The organism is Nonomuraea sp. K271 (assembly GCF_009908215.1).
Lineage (GTDB): Bacteria > Actinomycetota > Actinomycetes > Streptosporangiales > Streptosporangiaceae > Nonomuraea > Nonomuraea longispora.
Genome location: NZ_JAAAHR010000071.1, coordinates 14,139 through 34,309, shown reverse-complemented (window position 1 = coordinate 34,309; position 20,171 = coordinate 14,139). Strand labels below are relative to the sequence as shown.

The window sequence follows — 20,171 nt, the reverse complement described above, 5'->3', positions numbered from 1 at the left end:
GCGGGCGAGCGTCACAGTGCGAGGGCGCGGTCGAGCAGAGCCTGCAGGGTGACCGCCCCGACCAGCCGGCCGTCGTCCACGATGGCCACCAGCGGGCTGCGCGTGCGCGCCATGAGCGCCGCCAGCTCCAGCACGGTCGCCTGCGTGTCGGCCACCGGCAGCTCACGCGGCTGCTCAGGAAGGCACTCACGGACGGTGCGCCCCCCGAGCTGCCGCAGGAACAGGTCGGCGTGGGCCTCGTCGACCACCCGGGCCAGCGCCGGGTCTTCCCGGCAGTAGGTGGGCACCGCGAGGCGCAGCACCTGCGTGCCGGGCAGGATGGCGATCGGCAGCCCGGCGTCGTCGACCAGGATGAGCCCGGGCAGATCGCGCTCGGCGAGCAGCCGGGCCGCCTCCAGCGCCGGGGTGTCCAAGGTGGCCGTGGGGAACTCGGCCGCGAGAGCGTGTGCGCGCATCATGACCTCCGCTGCACGAGCCTAGCCGTCATGGCAGCTCGGCGAAGCGTTCGACCTGTTCGGTGCGGCCCGACACGAGGATCACGTCGCCGTACGAGAGCTCGGTCTCGGCGGTGGCGTAGGTGAACTCCTCGCCGGGCGGCTTGACGGCCACGATGGTGACGCCGTATTTGCGGCGCAGGTTGGACTGGCCGAGCGGGATGCCGACGTACTCCTTGGGCGGCGTGGTCTTGGCCAGCGCGAAATCCTCGTCCACCTGCATGTAGTCGAGCATCCGGCCGCTGACCAGGTGGGCGACCCGCTCGCCCATGTCGTGCTCGGGGAAGACGACGTGGTGGGCGCCGATACGGCTGAGGATGCGGCCGTGCTGGGTGCTGATGGCCTTGGCCCAGATGTCGTTGATCTCCAGTTCGACCAGCAGAGACGTGGCGAGGATGCTGGCTTCGACGTCGCTGCCTACGGCCACCACCGCCTGGTAGAAGTCGGGCACGCCGAGCTGGCGCAGCGCTTCGATGTCGGTGGCGTCGGCGGTCGCGATCTGGGTGATCCGCCCGGCGAGGCTCTGTGTGATCTTGGGCCGGCTGTCGATGGCCAGCACCTCCGTGCCGCGCCGGGTGAGCTCCAGCGCCAGGGACGTGCCGAATCGCCCCAAGCCGATGACGACGACCGGGTCGCCCTTGTACTCAGCCAACGATGACTCGCTCCTCGGGTAGCTCGTAGTGGCGGGCGCGCCTGTTGAGTGCCAGGGCGGAGCCCAGGGTGAGAGGGCCGATCCGGCCGATGAACATGAGCACCGTCAGCAGCAGGTGCCCTGCCGTGCCGACGGCGGGGGTGATGCCGGTGGACAGACCGGCCGTGCCGAACGCCGAGATCACCTCGAACAGCACCTGGTCGAGCCTGTGCGGGGTGAGCGCGAGCAGCGTGTACGTGGCGACGGCCACGAGGGCGACGCCCATCACCGTGATCGTGACCACCTGGCGCTGCGTCGTCTCGGGGAGCCGGCGGTGACCGATGTTCACCCGGCTCTCCCCGCGCAGCTCGGCCCAGACGATGAAGGCCAGCATCCCGATCGTGGTCACCTTGATGCCGCCCGCGGTGCCGGCGCTGCCGCCGCCGATGAACATCAGCAGGTCGGTGGCCAGCCAGCTCGACGGGTACATCTGCCCGATGTCCACGACGTTGAACCCGGCCGAGCGCGGCATCACCGACGTGAAAAAGGCGGCCAGCAGTTTGCCGCCGTCGTCGAGCGGGCCGAAGGTCCGGGGATTGCGCCATTCGGTGGCCAGGAAGACGAGCGTGCCGAACACCAGCAACGTCACGGTCACCGCGACGGTGATCCTGGTCAGCACCGTCCACTTGCCCGGATGCCGCCATGACCGGGCCAGCTCGAACACCACGGGGAAACCCAGCCCGCCGACGATGGCCGCGACCGCGATGGTCAGGCAGATCCACGGGTCGGCGACGAACCGGATGAAGTTGTCCGGCCAGAGCACGAATCCGGAGCTGTTGAAGGCCGAGATCGCGTGGAAGACCCCGAGATAGGCGGCGCGGCCTAAGGACTCGCCGTAGCCGATGACGAAGCGGCCCGTGAGCAGGACCGCGGCCACGGCCTCGCAGGCGAGACTGAACAGGAAGACCTTGCGCACCAGCCTGCGCACGTCGCTCATGCTGAGGGTCTTGGTCTCCGTCTGGGCGGCGATCCGCGTCCGCAGCCCCAGCCGGCCCGACACCAGCAGGGTGAACAGGGTGGCCAGCGTCATGATGCCGAGGCCGCCCGCCTGGGACAGCCCGGCGATCACCACTTCGCCGAACGTCGACCAGTGCGACGCGGTGTCGACCACGGCCAGCCCGGTGACGCAGACGGCCGAGGCGGCGGTGAACAGCGCGACCACGGTGTCGGTGGCCTCGCCCTCGGCTGTGGCGATCGGCAGCGAGAGCAGCGCGGTGCCGATGGCCACGGCGAGCCCGAACGCGGCGACCACGAGCTGGGCGGGATGCCGGAACCTGGCAGGAAACGACGGCGTCGCGCTCACCATCGGCCGCCGCCCCGCATGTCACGCATGTGAACGCCCCTAGGGAACCCTCAACCGGCAGTCGAAGCACGAGACTTCCCTGCTCACAGCGCACTACGGTAACAGCCTCCGGGGGCGCCGGCGCACCGGAGCCGCCGGTCCGTCCAGGGGCCCGGCGTCACTTGAGCGGATCGTGACCCCAGTTCATCAGCGAGTAACGCCACCTGGACGACGTCACGTCGCCGGAGGGACGTTGCGCGAGATGGCGGTGGATGTAGCCGACGACCTTGCTCATGTGCTCGTAGTCGTCGTCCGTCCACTCGCCCTTCTTCTTCCGCAGGAGCGTGATGATCCTCCTGCCCGACTCGTGGCCGACCGACTCGCCGCCGCCGTCCTTCTGGCCGACCGACTGCGACTCGTCGGTGGCCAGCCAGCGTTCGAGCTCGCCGGCGGTCATGTTCACGGCCTCGCCGAACTCTGCCGCGACCGCGCGCCGGTCGTCGCTCACTTGCCCTCCTTACGCAACGCCGACGGCTTGTGCACGGCCTTCCTGCCGCTCTTCTCGCTGCGCACCACGTACTGGGGCTCTTCCGGAGAGGCCGCGACCGTGCGGCCGGCCTCCTTCTGCCTCTTGGTGAGCTTCTTCTCCACCTTGCCCTTGGCGGTGGAGCCGTGGCTGCTCCAGGTGACCTCGTCACCCTCGGACGGTTCCTTCTTCTTCTTTCCCATGCGCTCCGGCTACCCGGCGTCCGCACGGGTAGCCGGAGCGCACCCCGTTCTTTACCCAGGTCAGGCGAGGGAACGGAAGAACTCCCGCAGCTCGGTGACCAGTACGTCCGGCGTCTCCAGGGCGGCGAAGTGGCCACCGTGACCGAACTCCGACCACCGCACCACGTGGTGCGTCTGCTCGGCCAGCGGCCGGACCGAGAAGTCCGTCGGGAACACCGCCACCGCCGTCGGCACGGTGCCGCGCTCCCGCGGGCGCCACGCGTCGGCGTCGTTGAACCGCTCGTAGTAGGTGTGCGCGGCGGAGCCGGCCGTGGCGGTGAACCAGTAGATGCTCACGTCGGTGAGGATACGGTCCCGGTCGACGGCGTCCTCGGGCAGCTTGGCGGCCGGGTCCGTCCAGTCCCTGAACTTCTCCACGATCCAGGCGAGCTGGCCCGCGGGGGAGTCGTGCAGTGACGCGGCGATGGTCTGCGGGCGGGTGCTCTGCAGGCTCATGTACGCCCCCAGCTTGTCCCGCCACTCCTTCATCCCGGCCAGCCGGCCGCGCTCGGACTCGCTCAGCGTGGCCATGACGGCGGGGTCCCCGACCGGGAACGTGAGCAGCGCGTTGACATGCACGCCGATGACATGGCTCGGTGCGGCGCGGCCCATGAGCGGCGCGATGAAGGCCCCGACGTCGCCCCCCTGGACACCGAACCTGTCGTAGCCCAGCCTGGCCATCAGCTCCACCAGCGCGGCGGCGGTACGGCCGTCCGTCCAGCCGGTGCCGGGCAGCGGGCCGGAGAACCCGTATCCGGGCAGCGACGGGATCACCAGGTGGAAGGCGTCGGCCGGGTCGCCGCCGTACGCCACCGGGTCGGTGAGCGGGCCGATGACGTCGAGGAACTCCACGATCGACCCCGGCCAGCCATGGATCAGCATGAGCGGGGTGGCGCCGGCCTCGGCGGAGCGCACATGCAGGCCGTGCACGTCCGTCCCGTCGATCGTGGTGACGAACTGCGGGTACGCGTTGAGCATGGCCTCCTGGGCGCGCCAGTCGAAGCTCTCGGCCCAGTAGGTGGCCAGCTCCCGCAGGTAGCTCGTGGGGACGCCGCGCTCCCAGCCGGCGCCGGGAAGGCCGGGGGCCCAGCGGGTGCGCCGCAGCCGGGCGCGCAGGTCGTCGAGGTCCGCCTGCGGGATCTCGATGCGGTACGGCCGGATCGTGGGGGTGATGTCGCTGTTGCTCATGCCGTGACGATAGAGGGCATTGATGTCAGGTTCTGGCACCGATCAGGAGCACAATGGCCACCATGGTGAAAACCTCGGTCCGGCTGCTCCGCCTGCTCTCCCTTCTGCAGTCGCGTACCGCCTGGACGGGTGCCGAGCTGGCCCGGCGCCTGCAGGTCGGCCTGCGTACCGTGCGGCGCGACATCGACCGGCTGCGCGAGCTGGGCTACCCGGTCGACGCCACCCCCGGAGTGGCCGGTGGCTACCGGCTCGGCGCAGGCGCCGCGCTGCCACCGCTGTTGCTCGACGACGACGAGGCGGTGGCCGTGGCCATCAGCCTGCGCACCGCCGCGACCGGCAGCGTCGCCGGCATCGAGGAGAGCGCGTTGCGCGCCCTGGCCAAGCTGCACCAAGTGCTGCCGTCGCGGCTGCGGCACCGGCTGAGCGCGTTCCAGGAGGCCACGGTGCCGCTGGCCGGGGCCGCCACACCGGCGGTGGACGCCGACCTCCTGGCGGTCCTCGCGGCGGCCTGCCGCGACCACCGGCGGCTGCGGCTGCGCTACCGGGGAACCGGCGGTGACACGGCACGCGAGGTGGAGCCGCACCGGCTGGTCCACACGCCGCGACGCTGGTACCTGCTGGCCTGGGACGTGGGCAGACAGGACTGGAGGACGTTCCGGGTGGACCGCATCGAGGCGCCGCAGGAGCCGCCGGGCGCCCGCTTCACGCCCCGGCCGCCGCCACAGGACGACGTGGCGGCGTACGTGTCGCGTTCGATCACCTCAGAGCCCTACCGCTACCGGGCCCGCATTCTCTTCCGCGCGCCGCTGGAGTCCGTCGCGCCACGCACCTCGCCCGGGGCGGGCCGGCTGGAGCCGGTGGACGAGCACACGTGCCTCTTCCTCGCGGGCTCCGACTCACTCGACGAGCTCGCCGTCCACGTCGCGGTGAAGGGCTTCGACTTCGAGGTCCTGGATCCGCCGGAACTGCTCCCGGTGCTACGGGAGGTCTCCGAACGCCTCGGCCGGGCCGGCGAGGCGCCGGCCCGGCCATCGGGCGGATCGTCGTGAGCCGGGAGCCGGCCTAGGGGAGACGGAGGTAACCGGGTGGCACGTGGTCCACCAGCCACACCCCGTTGGCGCTGCGCAGGAACATGTGCCCGTCGGCGTGCATCGCCCCGGCCGCCACCACGAGCACCACGGGAACGCCGCGGCGGCCGCCCACCCGCGCGGCCGTTTCCCGATCGGGGGACAGGTGCACGTGGTGCCGGTTCATCGGGCGCAGCCCCTCCTCCTTGATCGCCGCCACGAACCGCCCCACCGTGCCGTGATAGAGCACCTCGGGCGGCGCTACGGCGGGCAGCTCGAGGTCGACCGGCACCGAGTGCCCCTGGTCGGCGCGGATGCGGCCGCCGGCGATCGTGTAGCGCCGCTTGTCGTTGGAGGCGACGACCTGCCGCAACTCCGCGTCCGTGAACGGGAACCCGTGCGAGGCGGCGGCCAGCAGCAGCTCGTCGACCGGTGCCCACCCGTGGGCGTCGAGCTCCAGGCCGATGCGCTGCGGATCGTGCCGCAGGTGCCGGGCCAGGTATTTCGAGATCCGTGTCAGGCGACGCTCGTCCATCACGCCATGGTCCCGCGCCCGTCAACCGTTTTCCTCAAGCACGTCAACCCTGGAGGCTGAGGGCCAGGCGGCGAGCCAGCCCCGTGTTCCTGCGACGACCCACCCGGTGCACCGCCAGCTCCAGCGCCTCGCGCTGACCGACCAGCACGACCCACGCCTTGGCCCTGGTGACCAGCGTGTAGAGCAGTTTGCGGCGCAACATGATGCCGCCGGACTCGGCCACGATCGGCGCGACCACGAACGGGTATTCGCTGCCCTGCGAGCGGTGCACGCTGATCGCGTAGGAATGGGTGAGATCGTCGAGCTCGTCGAACCCGTAGCGCACGCTCTCGCCGTCGTCCGTGCGGATCTCGATCATCCGCTCTTCCTGGACCACCGCGGTGACGGTCGCGGTCTCGCCGTTGAAGACACCCTTGTCGTAGTTGTTGCGGATCGGCATGACCCGGTCGCCCACCCGGAACACCGTCGCCCCCGACCAGTGCTCGGCCTTGCCGTCGGCGGCGGGGTTGAGCTGGTCCTGGATCAGCCGCCCGAGCGAGGTGGCGCCGGTCTCTCCCCGGCGCATCGGGCACAACACCTGGACCTGGTCGGGCTCGACCTGCTGCTTCCGCGGGATCGCCACCATCGCCAGGTGGGCGACCCGCCGGGCGACCTGCTCGGGATCGTCGAGCTCCTCGAACCAGAACCCGCCGCCCACCGCCGGCGACCGGCCGGCGCGGATGCGGTGCGCGGCGTCGATGATGCCGCTGCCGCCCGCCTGCCGGAAGACGTGGGCGAGCTGGACCCGGGGGATCTCCGTGACGCGCAGCAGGTCGGCCAGCACGTTGCCGGGCCCGATGCTCGGAAGCTGGTCGCTGTCACCGATCAGCAGCAGATGGCTGCCGGACGGCACGGCGGCGGTCAGCCGGGTCGCCAGGTGCAGGTCGAGCATGGATGCCTCGTCGACCACGATGAGGTCGGCCTGGGCCGGCCGCTCGTCGAACAGCGTCTCGGGGTCGGGGTCGGGCTGCTGGGCGAGCATCCGGTGCACGGTCATGGCCGGCAGCCCGGTGAGCTCGGACAGCCGCTTGGCCGCCTTGCCCGTGGGCGCGGTGAGCGTCACCGTGCCGCCCGCCGCCCTGACGGTGGTCGCGATGGCCTTGACCGTGTGGCTCTTGCCGCACCCCGGGCCGCCGGTGAGGAGGGAGAGCGTACTGGTCAGCGCCATGTTGACGGCGGCGCGCTGGTCGTCGTGGAGCTCAGGGTCCTCGCGGAAGGCGCGCAGCGGCAGCGTGGAGCGGGCCCGCGCCAGCCGGGTGAGCTGCTCGGTCAGCGCCACCTCGCGGGCGTGGACGTGCTTGGCGTAGGCGACCGCCTGCCCCGGCCGGTCAGGAGCGGCCTCCACGACCAGCCGGCGCTCGCCCACGAGCGCGTCGACCATCGGCAGCACCAGCTCCTGATCCTGCTCGATCAGCTCCGCCGTCTCCCTGACCAGGGCGGCGACGGGCACGAAACAGTGGCCGTCGCGGCTTCCCGCCGCCTCCAGCCGGTCGAGCAGGGCCGCCTTGACCCGCTGCGGGCTGCGCTCGGGCACCCCCGACTGCAGCGCGATCTTGTCGGCGACGCGGAAGGCGATGCCCCTGACCCGCCCGATGAGCTGGTAGGGGTCGGCGGCCAGGACCTCGTCGGCATCCGGCCCGAACACCTGGTAGATCTTCGCCGCCAGCAGCGGGCTGACACCGAGCCCCTGCAACGTCACCATGAGCGCGGCGATCGCCTTCTGCTCCTGCCACGCCTGCACGATCTGGCTCTGCCGCTGCGGCCCGATGTTGACCACCTCGGTGAGCCGCTCCGGCTCGGCGTCGATCACCTTGAGCGTGGCCTCGCCGAAGTGGTCGACGATCGCGTACGCCAGTCGCGGCCCGATGCCTCTGATCAGGCCGGACCCGAGGTAGATGCGGATGGCGCGGACCGACGAGGGCGTCACCCGCTCGCACGCGCTCACGGCGAACCGCCTGCCGTGGCGCGGGTGCCTGCTCCACTCCCCGAACAGCCGCAGCGTCTCGCCCGGCTGCACCCCGCCCAGCGCCCGCCCGGTGGCCACGAAGTCGGGCACGCCGTCGGCGCTCATCCGCGCCACGGTGTATGCGTCCTCGCGGACGTAGACAAGCTGCTCGACCGACGCCTCCACAGCAGCGATCCAACCACCCGTCACCGACAATCGTCCAAACCACGGTCCGGGGCACCGGTTCCACGACCCGTCCCGGCGCTGCCGGACCGCCGGCGCCCTCAGCCCGCCCGGCAACGTCCAAGGCGGCGCGGTCCCGGGATGAGGTGACGTCCCGGCTCCGGCCAGGGGTGACGGGACGTGGGCTGCGATCGCGTGACGCGCGCTGGTGGCCGGTGCGTCATGAGCCGGTGTCCGCGAGGACGGCCAGGCACTCGCGGGCCAGCTGCAGCTCCTCACGTACCTGGACCACCAGGACCGGTACGGCGGCGCCGGGCGCGCTGACCGGCCCGTCGTCACGGCGGTTGCCGCGTACGGGAGGCAGCACGCCGAGCAGGCCGAGACGCGCGCAGACGGCCTCGCGCACCTCCGGCTGGTCCCAGCCGATCTCCCCGGTGAACACGAGGGCGTCGATCCGCCGGAGCGAGGTGGCCGCGGCGGCGATCTCCCTGCTCACCCGGTGGGCGAACACGTCCAGCGCCAGCGCCGCCGCGTCGTTGCCTTCGCGCTCGGCCGCGACCAGGTCCCGCGTGTCGCCGGACAGCCCGTCGGACAGGCCGAGCAGCCCCGACCGCCGTTCCAGCCCCTCGCCGAGCTCCGCCACGGACAGGTGGCCTTCCGACAGCAGCCACACCAGCATGCCCGGGTCCACGCTGCCCGACCGCTTGCTCATGGGCAGTCCGTCGAGCGGCGTGAACCCCATCGAGGTGTCGAGGCTGCGCCCGCCCGACACCGCGGACACCGAGCAGCCGCCGCCCAGGTGCGCCAGCACCAGGTCCAGCTCGGCGAGAGGCCTGCCGAGCAGGTCGGCCACCCGGTCGGCGGCCCACGCGTACGACAGCCCGTGGAAGCCGTAACGGCGCAGGCCGTGCCGCTTGCGCCATTCCGCCGGCAGCGGGTAGACGGCCGCCGCGTCGGGCAGGCCGGAGTGGAAGGCGGTGTCGGGGCAGAGCACGTGCGGCACGGCGGGCAGTTGCTCGCGGGCCGCGTCGAGCAGGGCCAGTGCGGGCGGCAGGTGCAGCGGCGCGAGGCTCGTGAGGCCGTGCAACGCCGACACCGTCTCGTCGTCGGCGACGGCCGGGGCGCGTACGAGGTCGCCGCCGTGCACGAGCCGGTGCGCCACGGCCCGTACGTCGCGGTCGAAGTGGCCGCCGAGGAACGCCGACAGCTCCTCCCGCGCGGTGCCCGGGTCGGCGGCGCGCTCGGCGTGCGCGCTGTCGAGCACGCTGCCGCCCTGGACGAGGTCGAGGCGCAGGCTCGACGAGCCGGCGTTCACGGTCAGGATCGCCGCGGAGTCCGTCGTCTGTTCGTCCATGGCCCGCCTCATGACCGCGCGCTACCCGGTAGCGTCCCCGCAAAACTGGGCAAATCAAGGCTCCGTCTGGATTTGGCGTCTTCAGGATTGCTTGGTCAGGGCGTCGGGTAGTCGTGCGCCATGGACATCACCTTGAAGGTGAACGGCACACCCCGCGCGGTCGACGTCGACCCGCGGATGTCGCTGCTCGACCTGCTGCGCGAGCGGTTGGGGCTGATCGGGGCCAAGAAAGGTTGTGACCACGGCCAGTGCGGCGCGTGCACCGTCATCATCGACGGGCGGCGGGCCAACGCGTGCCTGGCGCTGGCGGTGGCCGTGGACGGTTCCGAGGTCACCACCGTCGAGGGGCTGGCCGAGGGGGACGACCTGCATCCGCTGCAGGAGGCCTTCATCGAGCACGACGCGTTCCAGTGCGGCTACTGCACGCCGGGGCAGCTCTGCTCCGCCGTGGGCATGCTGGGGGAGCCGGGTCCGAGCGCGGTCACCGGCGATCTCGTGGTCGACCCCGACCTGACGCCCGAGGAGATCAGGGAACGCATGAGCGGCAACCTGTGCAGATGCGGCGCCTACGTCAACATCGTCAGCGCGATCGGCGAGGCGGCACCGTGAAACCTTTCGAGTACGCCCGCGCCGGCAGCCCGTCCGACGCCGTGCGCCGGTACCGGCCGGGCACCATGTACCTGGGCGGCGGCACCAACCTGGTCGACCTCATGCGGCTGGGCGTGGCCGAGCCCGACCGGCTGGTGGACGTCAGCCGGCTGCCGCTGGACGCGATCGAGCAGGCCGGCGACAGGCTGCGCGTCGGCGCGGCCGTACGCAACACGGACCTCGCCGCCGACCCGCTGATACGCGCCCGCTACCCGATGCTCGCGCGCGCCGTGCTGGCCGGGGCGTCGGGGCAGGTGCGCAACATGGCGACCGTTGCGGGCAACCTGCTGCAACGCACCCGCTGCGCCTACTTCCAGGACGTCGGCAGGCCGTGCAACAAGCGCCGCCCGGGGTCCGGCTGCCCGGCGATCGAGGGCGACCACACCAACCTGGCGGTGCTCGGCACCTCGGACTCGTGCGTGGCCACCCACCCGTCGGACATGGCGGTCGCGCTGGCCGCGCTGGACACCGAGGTGCACGTCACCGGCCCGGAAGGCGACCGGATCATCCCGATGCCGGGGCTGCACCGCCTGCCGGGCGACGAGCCGGAACGGGACACGGTGCTGGAGCCCGGCGACCTGATCACCGCCGTGGAGCTGCCCGCGCCCCCTCCGGGGGCGTCCACGTACCGGAAGGTACGCGAGCGGGCGTCGTTCGCGTTCGCGCTCGTGTCCATCGCGGCGACGCTCGACGTCGGCTCCGACGGTGTCGTGAACGACTGCCGCATCGCGCTCGGCAGCGTGGCGCACGTACCGTGGCGGGCCGAGCGCGCCGAGCGGCTGCTGATCGGGGGGCCCGCCACCGGCGCGGCGTTCCTGCGGGCCGCGGAGGCCGAGCTGGAGCAGGCCCGCCCGCTGCCGCGCAACGCCTACAAGCTGCCGCTGGCCAGGAACCTGATCGTCGCCACCCTTGAGGAGCTGGCACCGTGAACCGTGTCGAGGGCCGCGTCAAGGTCACCGGGCTGGCCACGTACGCGGCCGAATACCCGATCGAGTCCGTCGCCTACGCCTACCCCGTGCAGTCGCTGGTCGCCAAGGGCCGCGTCGTGCGCGTCCACGACGCCGAGGCGCGCGAGATGCCCGGCGTGCTGGCCGTGTTGTCCTGCGCGGACCCGCCCCGGCTGGCCGAGGACGCCGACCCCGAGCTTGCGCTCTTCCAGAGCGGCGACGTCGCCTACCGCGGCCAGATCGTCGCCGCCGTCGTCGCCGACACCTACGAGAACGCCCGCGCCGCCGCCGCGGCGGTGCGCGTCGAGTACGACCCGGACGACCACGACGTGACCCTGCGCACCGGCCATCCCGGCTTCTACCGGCCGGACGTCGTCAATCCCAACTACCCGGCCGACACCGTCAAGGGCGACGTCGAGGCGGGCCTGGCCGGAGCCGCGGCGAGCGTCGACGTGACGTATTCGACGCCCGTCCTGCACAACAACCCGATGGAGCCGCACGCCGCCATGGCCGTGTGGGACCCCGAGGGCAGGCTGCTGGTCTACGACAGCACGCAGGGCGCGTCCCCCGACCGCGACACCATCGCGCAGACGCTCGGACTGCCCCGGGAGGACGTGCGCGTGGTGTCCAGGCACGTCGGCGGCGGCTTCGGGTCGAAGGGCTCCACCAGGCCGCACGCCGTGCTCGCCGCCCTGGCGGCCAGGGCCGCGGGCCGCCCGGTCAAGATCGCGCTGACCCGGCATCAGATGTTCGACGTCACCGGCTACCGCACGCCGACGATCCAGCGGCTGCGGCTCGGCGCCGACGCCGGCGGCCGGCTCACGGCGGTCGAGCACCTGGCGTACGAGCAGACCTCGACGCTGGTGGAGTTCGCCGAGCAGACCGCGACCCCGGCCCGGGTCATGTACGCCACGCCCGCGCTGCGCACCGCGCACCGGCTGGTCCGGCTGGACGTGGCCACCCCGTCGTGGATGCGCGCGCCGGGGGAGTGCCCCGGCATGTACGCGCTGGAGTCCGCCATGGACGAGCTGGCCTGCGCCCTCGGCATGGACCCCGTCGAGCTGCGCGTCGTCAACGACGCCGACGCCGAGCCGGAGAGCGGGCTGCCGTTCAGCTCCCGCAACCTCGTCCTGTGCCTGCGCGAGGGCGCCCGCCGGTTCGGCTGGCGGGACCGCGACCCGGAGCCCGGCGTCAGGCGCGAGGGGGAGTGGCTGGTCGGCACCGGCGTGGCGGCCTCCACCTACCCGGCCAGGCGCCGCCCGGCCACGGCCTTCGCGTTCGTGCGCGACGACGACTACGTCGTCCAGGTGGCCGCCGCCGACATCGGCACGGGCGCGCGTACCGCGCTCACCAGGATCGCCGCGGAGACGCTCGGCGTCGCGCCCGGCCGGGTGCACCTGGAGCTCGGCGACAGCGACCTGCCGGACGCGCCGGTCGCGGGCGGTTCGATGGGCACCTCCTCGTGGGGATCGGCCGTCGTACGCGCCTGCGAGGAGCTCAAGGAGGACGGCAAGGAGGGCCGCGCCGACACCACCGACGAGGTCAAGGGCGACGCCAAGCTGGCCAGGCACGCCTTCGGGGCGCAGTTCGCCGAGGTACGGGTCAGCTCGGTGACCGGCGAGATCCGAGTGCCGCGCCTGCTCGGGGTCTTCGCCGCCGGCCGCATCGTGGACGGCAAGCTGGCCAGGTCGCAGTTCATCGGCGGGATGACGATGGGCCTGGGGATGGCGCTGATGGAGGAGACGCTCACCGACGAGGAGTTCGGCGGGTTCCTGCGCAGGGACCTGGCGCAGTATCACGTGCCCGCCTGCGCCGACGTGCCGCACGTCGAGGCGGTCTGGCTGGACGAGCAGGACGGCGAGCTCAACCCGATGGGCAGCAAGGGCATCGGCGAGATCGGCATCGTCGGCACGGCCGCGGCCATCGGCAACGCCGTTCACCACGCGACCGGCCATCGCGTGCGTGAGCTGCCCATCACCCCGGGCAGCATTTTGTCTAGGTTTTAGGCGCCGCGCCCGAGGAAGGAGAAAGGCGGTCACGGGCGGGAGGGTGCGGTGAAGAACGAATCGCACGGGGAGCGGGCGGACCGGAACTTCGTCGAACTGCTGCAGGGAGCCCGCGTGGCGGTCACCGGCGTCCAGGTGTTGTTCGCCTTCCTGCTGACGGTGCCGTTCTCGCCGGGGTTCACCCGGATCGACGCGATCGACCAGTGGCTCTACTACGCGGCGCTGGTCAGCGCCGCACTCGCGTCCATCTGGTACATCGCGCCGACCGCGCAGCACCGCGTGCTGTTCCGGCAGGGGCGCAAGGAGACACTCGTACGCCGCTCGAACCGTTACGGCCTGGCCGGCGCGCTGGCCCTGGCAGTGTCGATGACCACGGCCACCATGTTCGTGATCGACCACCTGTTCGACGCCGCGCTGGCGGGGGTCACCGCGGGAGTGCTCGCCCTGCTGGCGTTGTGGACCTGGTTCGGCCAGCCGGCGCTGACCCGGGCGGATCAGTCGCCGGACGGCATGCCCGAGCCGTCGTCGGGCGGCGCCGACGACCCGCGGGCGTAGGAGGCCCTGGCCACCATGTAGGCCGCGACCGACACGGTGATCACCTGGGAGATCCCGGCCAGCAGCAGCGTGCCCGCGATCGCCCACGTGGGCCGGTGCAGCCACATGGCGAACAACACCAGCAACACGCCCAGCACCTGCGGTTTCGTGCCGGCATGCATGCGGTCCAGGGTCGTGCGGAACCGTACGAGGCCGATGCCGGCCGCCAGCGCCAGCACGGACCCCAGCAGCAGGCAGGCCGCCGAGGCCACGTCGAGCGGGCTCATCGCGAGATTCCCGAGAAGAACCGGGCCAGCGACACCGAGCCGACGAACCCCAGCAGCGACAGCACCAGCAGGATCGGCAGGTCGGAGTAGTCGTCCGTGACCACCGCGAACGCCCCCACGCCGCACATCGCCATGGCCGTCAGCACGTCGAGCGCCACCGCCCGGTCCAGCATGGACGGCCCGCGCCCCAGCCGGTAGAGCGTGGCCGCGGCCCCGCAGCCGAGCAGCCCGATCACCACCAGATACACCGTCGTCATCGCAGTTCCTCCCTGTCGGCCCGGGTGCCGAAGGCCTCCACGATGCGCCGCTCCAGCGCCGTGACGTTGGCCCGCACGGCCTCGGTGACCTCGCCGGGCAGCCCCAGCACGTGCACCGCCAGCTCGCGCTCGTCGGGGTAGAGCTCCGCCACCAGGCTGCCGGGCACGGACATGATGGCCACCATGGTGAGGACGATCATGGACTCCGACGACGTGCGCAGCCGCACGCGTACGACCTGCGTCGGCGGCCGGTCCGGGCGGACGACCCAGTAGACCACTCGCGCGGTCGAGACCACCGTCTCCTTGGCGAACCAGAGCAGGAACCGCACCAGGCCGGCCGGGTTGACCCTGATGCCGGGGTCCACGGCGGGCAGCGGCAGCAGCCAGGTCACCACGGTTGCGGCGGCCAGCCCGCCGATCACGTTGCCCGCGCTGAGCTCGCCCCACAACGCCGTCCACACCAGCGCCAGCCAGGCGACCAGCGGCAGCGGCACCCGCCTGCCGAACAGCCGCGGCGCCAGCACGTCGAGGTTCACCGTTGCCTCCCCAGGACCGCCGTGATGTACGGCTCGCGCGCCATCAGCTCGTCCGCCGCCCGCGCGGCCAGCGCCGACAGCGGCCCGGCCAGCACCGTGAACGACAGCCCGAGCACCACCAGCGCCGTCACCGACACGGCCAGCGCCGCCGGCAGCGACGTCGTGGTCACCGTCGGGTCCTCGCCGGTGTCCTCCTCGCTCTCCACGACCGTGCCCACCCGTTCGGCGCGCACGCCGCTCCAGAACGCCCTGTTCCAGACCTTGGCGATGGCGTACAGCGTGAGCAGGCTCGTGACCAGGCCCGCGGCCACCAGCGTGACCGGCAGCCAGCCGCCCGCCGCCAGCCCGGCCTGCACGAGCAGCAGCTTGCCGAGGAACCCCGACATGGGCGGGATGCCCGACAGGTTCATGGCGGGCACGAAGAACAGCACCGCGATCACCGGCGTGGCCTTCATCAGACCGCCGAGCCCGGTCACCGACGTCGTTCCGGTGCGCCGCTCGACCATCCCCGCCACCAGGAACAGGCTCGTCTGCACGGTGATGTGGTGCACCACGTAGAAGATCGCGCCCGCCATCCCGGCCCGCGTGGACAACCCCACCCCGAACACCATGTAGCCGATGTGGCTGACCAGCGTGAACGAGAGCATGCGCTTGAGGTCGGTCTGCGCCACCGCGCCCAGCACGCCCACCAGCATGGTGGCCAGCGCCAGCCACATCAGCAGCGTCGACACCGGCCCGCCGGGGAACAGCAGAGCCTCCAGCCTGATGATCGAGTAGACGCCGACCTTGGTGAGCAGCCCGGCGAACACGGCCGTGGCGGGGGCCGGCGCGGTCGGGTAGGAGTCGGGCAGCCAGGCCGACATGGGGAAGATCGCCGCCTTGATCGCGAACGCCAGCAGCAGCGTCAGCTCCACCAGCAGCTTGACCTGCTCCGGCAGGCCGGGAAAGCGCTCGGCCAGCTGCGCGAGCGCCAGCGTGCCCGTGGCGCCGTAGGTGATGGCCAGCGCCACCAGGAACAACATCGACGAGGCCAGGGCCATCAGCGTGTACGTCGCGCCGGCCCGGATCCTCGCGTCGGTGCCGCCGAAGGTGAGCAGCACGTACGAACCGCTCAGCAGCAGCTCGAACGCCACGAACATGTTGAACAGGTCGCCGGACAGGAACGCGTCCGCCACGCCGGCGACCATCACCAGGAAGGCCGGGTGGAAGATCGCCATGGGAGCGTCGTGTTCCTGCTCGTCGTAGGCGTTGGCGACCGAGTACACCATGACGCAGAACGTCACCGCCGACGACACCACCAGCACCAGCGTCGACAGGCGGTCTGCGACCAGGGAGATGCCGATCGGCGACGGCCAACCGCCGATGTCGGTGACCAGCGGGCCGCGCGACTCGGCCGCCACCAGCAGCACCACGGACACGGCGAGGGACACGCCGAGGGTGACGAGGCTGATGAGCGACTGCAGCCGCCGCAGCCGCCCCCCGATGGCCAGCTTCACGCCGGCGGCCAGCAGCGGCAGCAGCACCGGCAGGCAGACGAGGCTCTCCACGGGAAGGGACGGCTCCACGCTCATCCCCCTCCCGCGCCAGAACGGCGGACCGTCAGGCGCCCCACCAGGCGGCCCATCACGCGGCGCATCAGTCGTCGCCCTCCAGATCGGGGTCCTGCGCGAGCGCCTGGCGCTCGCGTTCCTCCCTGATGGCCGCCCGCAGCTGCCTGCGCGCCTCCCGCTGCCGCGCCCGCAGCCTCTTGCGCAGCTCCTTCTCCTCGGCCTCCTGCGTCGCCCGCCGGCGGGCGTGCTCCTTGCGCAGCTCCTCGATGCGCTCGAGGTTGTCGCCCGCCCGCGCCTCCTCCCGCTGCCCGACGTCCTCGAAGCGCCGGTGCAGTTCCTCCTCCGACAACCCCTGCTCACGCCCCTGGCGCATCCACTCCTCGAGCTCCTCGTACACCCGGGCCAGGCGCTGCTCCAGGTCGGCCTCCTGCAGCCGCTCCCGCTCGGCCTGCTCGGCCTGCAGGTTCGCCAGCTCGGCCCGCTGCCGGACGAGCAGCCGGCGGTAGTCGTCCACCCTGCGGCGCACCGCGTCGCCCAGCTCGCCACGCCGCGACAGCAGCCGCACACGCCGGTCCTCGGTGTCGTCCTGCACCTCGTCGCTGCCGGTCAGCTGCCACGTCCTGTGCACCATGGCCAGCAGGAACGCCGTCGCGCCCATGGTGATCACGATGGCGGTGAGCACCATCGCCTGCGGCAGCGGATCGGCCATCCGACCGGGCGGCGTGACCCCCAGGATGGGCGGGCCGCCGGCGCCGCTCCCCGCCGTGACGATCAGCAGGTTCACGCCGTTGCTGAGGACGATGACGCCGGCGAGCGCGCGTACCAGGCTCCTTTCGAGCAGCAGCGTCGCGCCCGTCGTGATGAGCACGAAGCAGGCCAGGAACGGCACCAGGGAGACCGTCACCCGCCCTCCTCGGCGTCGATCTGCCGGTCCAGCTCCGCGCCCAGGCCGCGCAGCACGTCCTGCACCATGCCGATCACCGAGATGTACACGCCGAGGTCGAACAGCAGCCCGGTGGACAGGTGCACGTGCCCGACGAGCGGCACGCTCACGTCCGTGGCCAGCATGTCCAGCGCCGCCGAGCCGAACAGCAGCCCGATCACCGCGGTGCCCGCCGACAACGTCAGCCCGACGCCCATCAGGACGCCCGCGTGCACCGGCACCGCCACGGCCAGCTCGTTCCGCCCGCCGGCCAGGTAGCGCACGGTGATCGCCAGCCCGGCCACGATGCCGCCGGCGAACCCGCCGCCGACCCCGCTGTGCCCCACCAACAGCAGGAACACCGAGAGCAGCAGCACCGTGTGGAACGTCAGCCTGGCCACCACGTCGAACGCCAGCGCCCGCGGCCCGCGCGGAAGCGTGGAGGCCAGCCAGTGCGCGTCCGCCGTCGGGTGCTCCGCCTCGGCCGGCTCGATCCGGTACGACCTGCGCCGCAGGAACACGAGGCTCGTCACACCCAGGGTGAGCACCACGAGCACCGTGCTCTCACCCAGCGTGTCCCAGGCGCGGATGTCCACGATCAGCGCGGTGACGATGTTGCGCGCGCCCGCCTCCGGGGCCGCCGTCGCCATGAGCGCCCCGACCGGCACGACGTCGCGGGCGCTCGACGCCAGCATGCCCGCGCCCGTGACCACCGCGCCCACGGCCAGCCCCAGCCCGAGCCTGACCGGGAACGGCAGCCGTCCCCTGCCCGAGTCGATCGGCAGCCGCCGCAGCACCAGGGCGAAGACGACCAGCAGCAGCGTCTCGGCCAGGAACTGGGTGAGCGCCAGGTCGGGCGAGCCGTGCGCGAGGAACAGCAGCGCGGTCCCGTACCCGAGCAGGCCCACGACGACGGCGAGATGGACGGAGGCGCGGACGAGCAGCGCCAGCACGGCCGCCGCCAGCACCAGCACGGCGATGACGGGCTGCCCCGGCCGCTGCCAGGCGACGACCGGCACGTCCAGACGCGGCCCGCCCCCGTAGGCGACCGCGAACACGCCGACGCCGACCGTGGCCAGCATGGTGAGCATCAGGTAGTCGGGCACCGAGCCGCGCTGGACGAGCCCGGTCAGCTGGACGGCGAAGCGGTCGAGGCGGCGTACGATGATCCAGAAGACCTGGCTGGAGTCCAGCACCGGCAGCATCGCCCCCGCCCTGGCCACCGGCTCCCTGGCCGCGAACAACAGCACGCCGGCCGCCAGCGCCACCACCGACATCAGCAGCGGCGGGCCGAACCCGCTCCACACCACGAGATGGGTCTCGTGGCCGGGGTCGCGGAAGGCCTCCGTGTACGGCGACATCGCCTCCGCGTACGACGAGGCCGCCGGCGCCAGCACCAGGCCCAGCACCGACAGCAGGGCGGCGGGCACGAACATGGCCGCGGGCACGCGGCCCACCGGCCGCGCCGCCACCCCCGGCTTGGCGGCGAACGCCCCCCACAGGAAGCGCAGGGCGTACGCCGCCGTCAAGGCCGACCCGGCCACCACGCCCGCCAGCGCGAACGGCGCGTCGAGCAGCGACTCCAGCGCCGCCTCCTTGGCGGCGAACCCCACGAGCGGCGGCAGGCCCGCCATCGACGCCGCCGCGAGCGACGCCGCCCCGCACACCCACGGCATCGCCCGGCCCACCCCGCTGAGCTCGCCCGTCTCGCGGCTGCCCGCCGCGTGGTCGACGATGCCCACCACGAGGAACAGGGACGCCTTGAACAGCGCGTGCGCCACCAGCATGGCGGCCCCGGCCAGCGCCGTCCCCCGCGTGCCCGCGCCGAACAGCGCCACGAGGAAGCCGAGCTGGCTGACCGTGCCGTAGGCCAGCAGCCGCTTCAGATCCGTCTCGCGCAGCGCCCGCCAGCCGCCGAGCACCATCGTGACCAGCCCGAGCGGCACGGCCACCGCCCGCCACAGCGTGACGTCGCCGAACGCCGGCCCGAGCCTGGCCACCAGGTACACGCCCGCCTTCACCATGGCCGCCGCGTGCAGGTACGCCGACACGGGCGTGGGCGCGGCCATCGCGGCGGGCAGCCACGTGCTGAACGGGAAGATCGCCGACTTGGCCAGCGCGCCCGCCAGCACCAGCACCAGCGCGACCGGCGCGGCCGCCGGGGGATCGGCGACGATGGCCGACACCCGGTACGTGCCGGCAGCCTGTGCGGCCAGCACGAACCCGGCCAGCATGCACAACCCGCCGAACGTGGTGACCATCAGCGCCTTCATCGCCGCCTGCCTGTTCACCCGGCTCTCCGGGTGGTACGCGATCAGCAGGTAGGAGAAGACGGTGGTGAGCTCCCAGAACACGTACAGCAGGAGCAGGTTGTCGGCCGTCACCAGTCCCAGCATCGACCCGGCGAAGGCCACCATGACGCCGCCGTAGCGGCCGAGCCCGTCGTCGTCCGCCGGCAGGTACGCGGCGCTGTAGACCAGCACCAGCACGCCGGCGCCCGACACCAGCGCCATCATCACCACGGACAGTTGGTCGGCGCGGAAGGCCAGCTCCATCTGCATCACCGGCGCCCACGCGGTGGTCCCGGCCACGGGCAGCCCCCGCATCGCCACCCACAGCGTGTAGGCGAAGGCGGCGGCCGGCGGCACGGCCAGCACGACGAGGGAGCCGCGCCCCATGCGGGCGGCCAGCCAGGGAGCGCAGACCGCCGCCACCGCGTGCAGGATCAGCAGCAGCTCCATGGGCTCCTCGGGCGGAAATTCCGGTTACGTCCGCCCAATCTCTCCCGTCGTGCCGACGCAGGCGCGCAGGCACGACCAGGGTTGACCCGAACCTCACCACTCCCACACCGATGGGTGGGACGCAGCCGTCAGCCGCGGACGCGCGCCCACCCGGAGCCGTCAGCGCCGGACGCGCGCGCAGCCGACGTCGTCAGCGC

At 72.5% G+C, this 20,171-nt stretch carries 20 protein-coding genes; 5 read left to right on the top strand and 15 right to left on the bottom strand.

Annotated features, from left to right (window positions below; genetic code table 11):
* Positions 1–11 precede the first annotated feature (11 nt).
* From GUY59_RS24060 to GUY59_RS24035, 6 genes are all read right to left on the bottom strand, one after another.
* Positions 12–455, bottom strand: coding sequence for a CBS domain-containing protein (locus tag GUY59_RS24060; protein ID WP_138202903.1), 444 nt, complete (start codon positions 453–455; stop codon positions 12–14).
* 28 nt (positions 456–483) lie between these two features.
* Complete coding sequence (locus GUY59_RS24055; protein ID WP_138202905.1) at positions 484–1,146, bottom strand: potassium channel family protein; 663 nt, start codon at positions 1,144–1,146, stop codon at positions 484–486.
* Positions 1,139–2,491, bottom strand: coding sequence for a TrkH family potassium uptake protein (locus tag GUY59_RS24050; protein WP_138202907.1), 1,353 nt, complete (start codon positions 2,489–2,491; stop codon positions 1,139–1,141). Before GUY59_RS24050 ends, GUY59_RS24055 begins: the two co-directional genes overlap by 8 nt.
* 154 nt (positions 2,492–2,645) lie before the next feature.
* A complete protein-coding gene (locus GUY59_RS24045) occupies positions 2,646–2,975 on the bottom strand; it encodes a DUF3140 domain-containing protein (RefSeq protein ID WP_138202909.1) in 330 nt (109 codons plus the stop codon).
* Entirely contained in the window at positions 2,972–3,196 is a 225-nt protein-coding gene (locus tag GUY59_RS24040) for a DUF2945 domain-containing protein (protein WP_138202911.1), read from the bottom strand. Before GUY59_RS24040 ends, GUY59_RS24045 begins: the two co-directional genes overlap by 4 nt.
* Positions 3,197–3,256: 60 nt before the next feature.
* Positions 3,257–4,423 (bottom strand): epoxide hydrolase family protein, encoded by a 1,167-nt coding sequence (locus GUY59_RS24035; RefSeq protein ID WP_138202913.1) that lies wholly within the window; start codon positions 4,421–4,423, stop codon positions 3,257–3,259.
* A gap of 62 nt (positions 4,424–4,485) precedes the next feature.
* On the opposite strand from GUY59_RS24035, the gene GUY59_RS24030 reads away from it, so the two are divergent.
* Positions 4,486–5,472, top strand: coding sequence for a helix-turn-helix transcriptional regulator (locus GUY59_RS24030; protein WP_138202915.1), 987 nt, complete (start codon positions 4,486–4,488; stop codon positions 5,470–5,472).
* Between the two features lie 13 nt (positions 5,473–5,485).
* On the opposite strand, the gene GUY59_RS24025 is transcribed toward GUY59_RS24030, so the two are convergent.
* The 3 genes from GUY59_RS24025 to GUY59_RS24015 form a co-directional block, all read right to left on the bottom strand.
* Positions 5,486–6,025 carry an RNA 2'-phosphotransferase gene (locus GUY59_RS24025; protein ID WP_138202917.1) on the bottom strand — a complete coding sequence of 180 codons (540 nt, stop codon included), beginning with the start codon at positions 6,023–6,025 and terminating at the stop codon, positions 5,486–5,488.
* Positions 6,026–6,068: 43 nt separating this feature from the next.
* The gene (recD2, locus tag GUY59_RS24020) at positions 6,069–8,219 is read right to left on the bottom strand and encodes an SF1B family DNA helicase RecD2 (protein ID WP_252375054.1); all 2,151 of its coding nucleotides are present in this window, start codon (positions 8,217–8,219) and stop codon (positions 6,069–6,071) included.
* 193 nt (positions 8,220–8,412) lie between these two features.
* Positions 8,413–9,546 carry an acetate/propionate family kinase gene (locus GUY59_RS24015; protein ID WP_236667437.1) on the bottom strand — a complete coding sequence of 378 codons (1,134 nt, stop codon included), beginning with the start codon at positions 9,544–9,546 and terminating at the stop codon, positions 8,413–8,415.
* A 120-nt stretch (positions 9,547–9,666) separates the two neighbouring features.
* Between GUY59_RS24015 and GUY59_RS24010 the strand changes: the two genes are divergently transcribed.
* The 4 genes from GUY59_RS24010 to GUY59_RS23995 are packed head-to-tail and all read left to right on the top strand — an operon-like array spanning position 9,667 to position 13,702.
* Positions 9,667–10,155 carry a (2Fe-2S)-binding protein gene (locus GUY59_RS24010; RefSeq protein ID WP_132339433.1) on the top strand — a complete coding sequence of 163 codons (489 nt, stop codon included), beginning with the start codon at positions 9,667–9,669 and terminating at the stop codon, positions 10,153–10,155.
* Entirely contained in the window at positions 10,152–11,123 is a 972-nt protein-coding gene (locus GUY59_RS24005; protein WP_138202922.1) for an FAD binding domain-containing protein, read from the top strand. Before GUY59_RS24010 ends, GUY59_RS24005 begins: the two co-directional genes overlap by 4 nt.
* Positions 11,120–13,147, top strand: a complete 2,028-nt coding sequence (locus GUY59_RS24000; RefSeq protein WP_138202924.1) for a xanthine dehydrogenase family protein molybdopterin-binding subunit — start codon at positions 11,120–11,122, stop codon at positions 13,145–13,147. The genes GUY59_RS24005 and GUY59_RS24000 overlap by 4 nt, the downstream gene beginning before the upstream one ends.
* A gap of 48 nt (positions 13,148–13,195) precedes the next feature.
* Positions 13,196–13,702 (top strand): DUF6328 family protein, encoded by a 507-nt coding sequence (locus tag GUY59_RS23995; RefSeq protein ID WP_201761265.1) that lies wholly within the window; start codon positions 13,196–13,198, stop codon positions 13,700–13,702.
* On the opposite strand, the gene mnhG is transcribed toward GUY59_RS23995, so the two are convergent.
* The 6 genes from mnhG to GUY59_RS23965 all read right to left on the bottom strand — a co-directional run bounded on the left by mnhG (position 13,642) and on the right by GUY59_RS23965 (position 19,974).
* The gene (gene mnhG, locus GUY59_RS23990) at positions 13,642–13,968 is read right to left on the bottom strand and encodes a monovalent cation/H(+) antiporter subunit G (RefSeq protein ID WP_132339439.1); all 327 of its coding nucleotides are present in this window, start codon (positions 13,966–13,968) and stop codon (positions 13,642–13,644) included. The two genes, GUY59_RS23995 and mnhG, sit on opposite strands and share 61 nt — an antisense overlap.
* Positions 13,965–14,225 (bottom strand): monovalent cation/H+ antiporter complex subunit F, encoded by a 261-nt coding sequence (locus tag GUY59_RS23985; protein ID WP_132339441.1) that lies wholly within the window; start codon positions 14,223–14,225, stop codon positions 13,965–13,967. Before GUY59_RS23985 ends, mnhG begins: the two co-directional genes overlap by 4 nt.
* Positions 14,222–14,761, bottom strand: a complete 540-nt coding sequence (locus tag GUY59_RS23980) for a Na+/H+ antiporter subunit E (protein ID WP_132339443.1) — start codon at positions 14,759–14,761, stop codon at positions 14,222–14,224. Before GUY59_RS23980 ends, GUY59_RS23985 begins: the two co-directional genes overlap by 4 nt.
* Complete coding sequence (locus tag GUY59_RS23975; RefSeq protein ID WP_201761264.1) at positions 14,758–16,332, bottom strand: Na+/H+ antiporter subunit D; 1,575 nt, start codon at positions 16,330–16,332, stop codon at positions 14,758–14,760. The genes GUY59_RS23980 and GUY59_RS23975 overlap by 4 nt, the downstream gene beginning before the upstream one ends.
* Before the next feature lie 64 nt (positions 16,333–16,396).
* The gene (locus tag GUY59_RS23970) at positions 16,397–17,215 is read right to left on the bottom strand and encodes a Na(+)/H(+) antiporter subunit C (RefSeq protein ID WP_138202926.1); all 819 of its coding nucleotides are present in this window, start codon (positions 17,213–17,215) and stop codon (positions 16,397–16,399) included.
* Positions 17,212–19,974 (bottom strand): Na+/H+ antiporter subunit A, encoded by a 2,763-nt coding sequence (locus GUY59_RS23965; protein ID WP_138202927.1) that lies wholly within the window; start codon positions 19,972–19,974, stop codon positions 17,212–17,214. Before GUY59_RS23965 ends, GUY59_RS23970 begins: the two co-directional genes overlap by 4 nt.
* Between the last annotated feature and the right edge of the window lie 197 nt (positions 19,975–20,171).

What these genes read in the sequence shown, in the direction of transcription:
- GUY59_RS23985 (WP_132339441.1), bottom strand. Translation starts at nt 14,225, where the DNA reads ATGACGACGGTGTATCTGGTGGTGATCGGGCTGCTCGGCTGCGGGGCC.
- mnhG (WP_132339439.1), bottom strand. Translation starts at nt 13,968, where the DNA reads ATGAGCCCGCTCGACGTGGCCTCGGCGGCCTGCCTGCTGCTGGGGTCC.
- GUY59_RS24060 (WP_138202903.1), bottom strand. Translation starts at nt 455, where the DNA reads ATGCGCGCACACGCTCTCGCGGCCGAGTTCCCCACGGCCACCTTGGAC.
- GUY59_RS24015 (WP_236667437.1), bottom strand. Translation starts at nt 9,546, where the DNA reads ATGGACGAACAGACGACGGACTCCGCGGCGATCCTGACCGTGAACGCC.
- GUY59_RS23965 (WP_138202927.1), bottom strand. Translation starts at nt 19,974, where the DNA reads ATGGAGCTGCTGCTGATCCTGCACGCGGTGGCGGCGGTCTGCGCTCCC.
- GUY59_RS24025 (WP_138202917.1), bottom strand. Translation starts at nt 6,025, where the DNA reads ATGGACGAGCGTCGCCTGACACGGATCTCGAAATACCTGGCCCGGCAC.
- GUY59_RS24010 (WP_132339433.1), top strand. Translation starts at nt 9,667, where the DNA reads ATGGACATCACCTTGAAGGTGAACGGCACACCCCGCGCGGTCGACGTC.
- GUY59_RS24050 (WP_138202907.1), bottom strand. Translation starts at nt 2,491, where the DNA reads ATGGTGAGCGCGACGCCGTCGTTTCCTGCCAGGTTCCGGCATCCCGCC.
- GUY59_RS24030 (WP_138202915.1), top strand. Translation starts at nt 4,486, where the DNA reads ATGGTGAAAACCTCGGTCCGGCTGCTCCGCCTGCTCTCCCTTCTGCAG.
- GUY59_RS24040 (WP_138202911.1), bottom strand. Translation starts at nt 3,196, where the DNA reads ATGGGAAAGAAGAAGAAGGAACCGTCCGAGGGTGACGAGGTCACCTGG.
- GUY59_RS23975 (WP_201761264.1), bottom strand. Translation starts at nt 16,332, where the DNA reads ATGAGCGTGGAGCCGTCCCTTCCCGTGGAGAGCCTCGTCTGCCTGCCG.
- GUY59_RS24035 (WP_138202913.1), bottom strand. Translation starts at nt 4,423, where the DNA reads ATGAGCAACAGCGACATCACCCCCACGATCCGGCCGTACCGCATCGAG.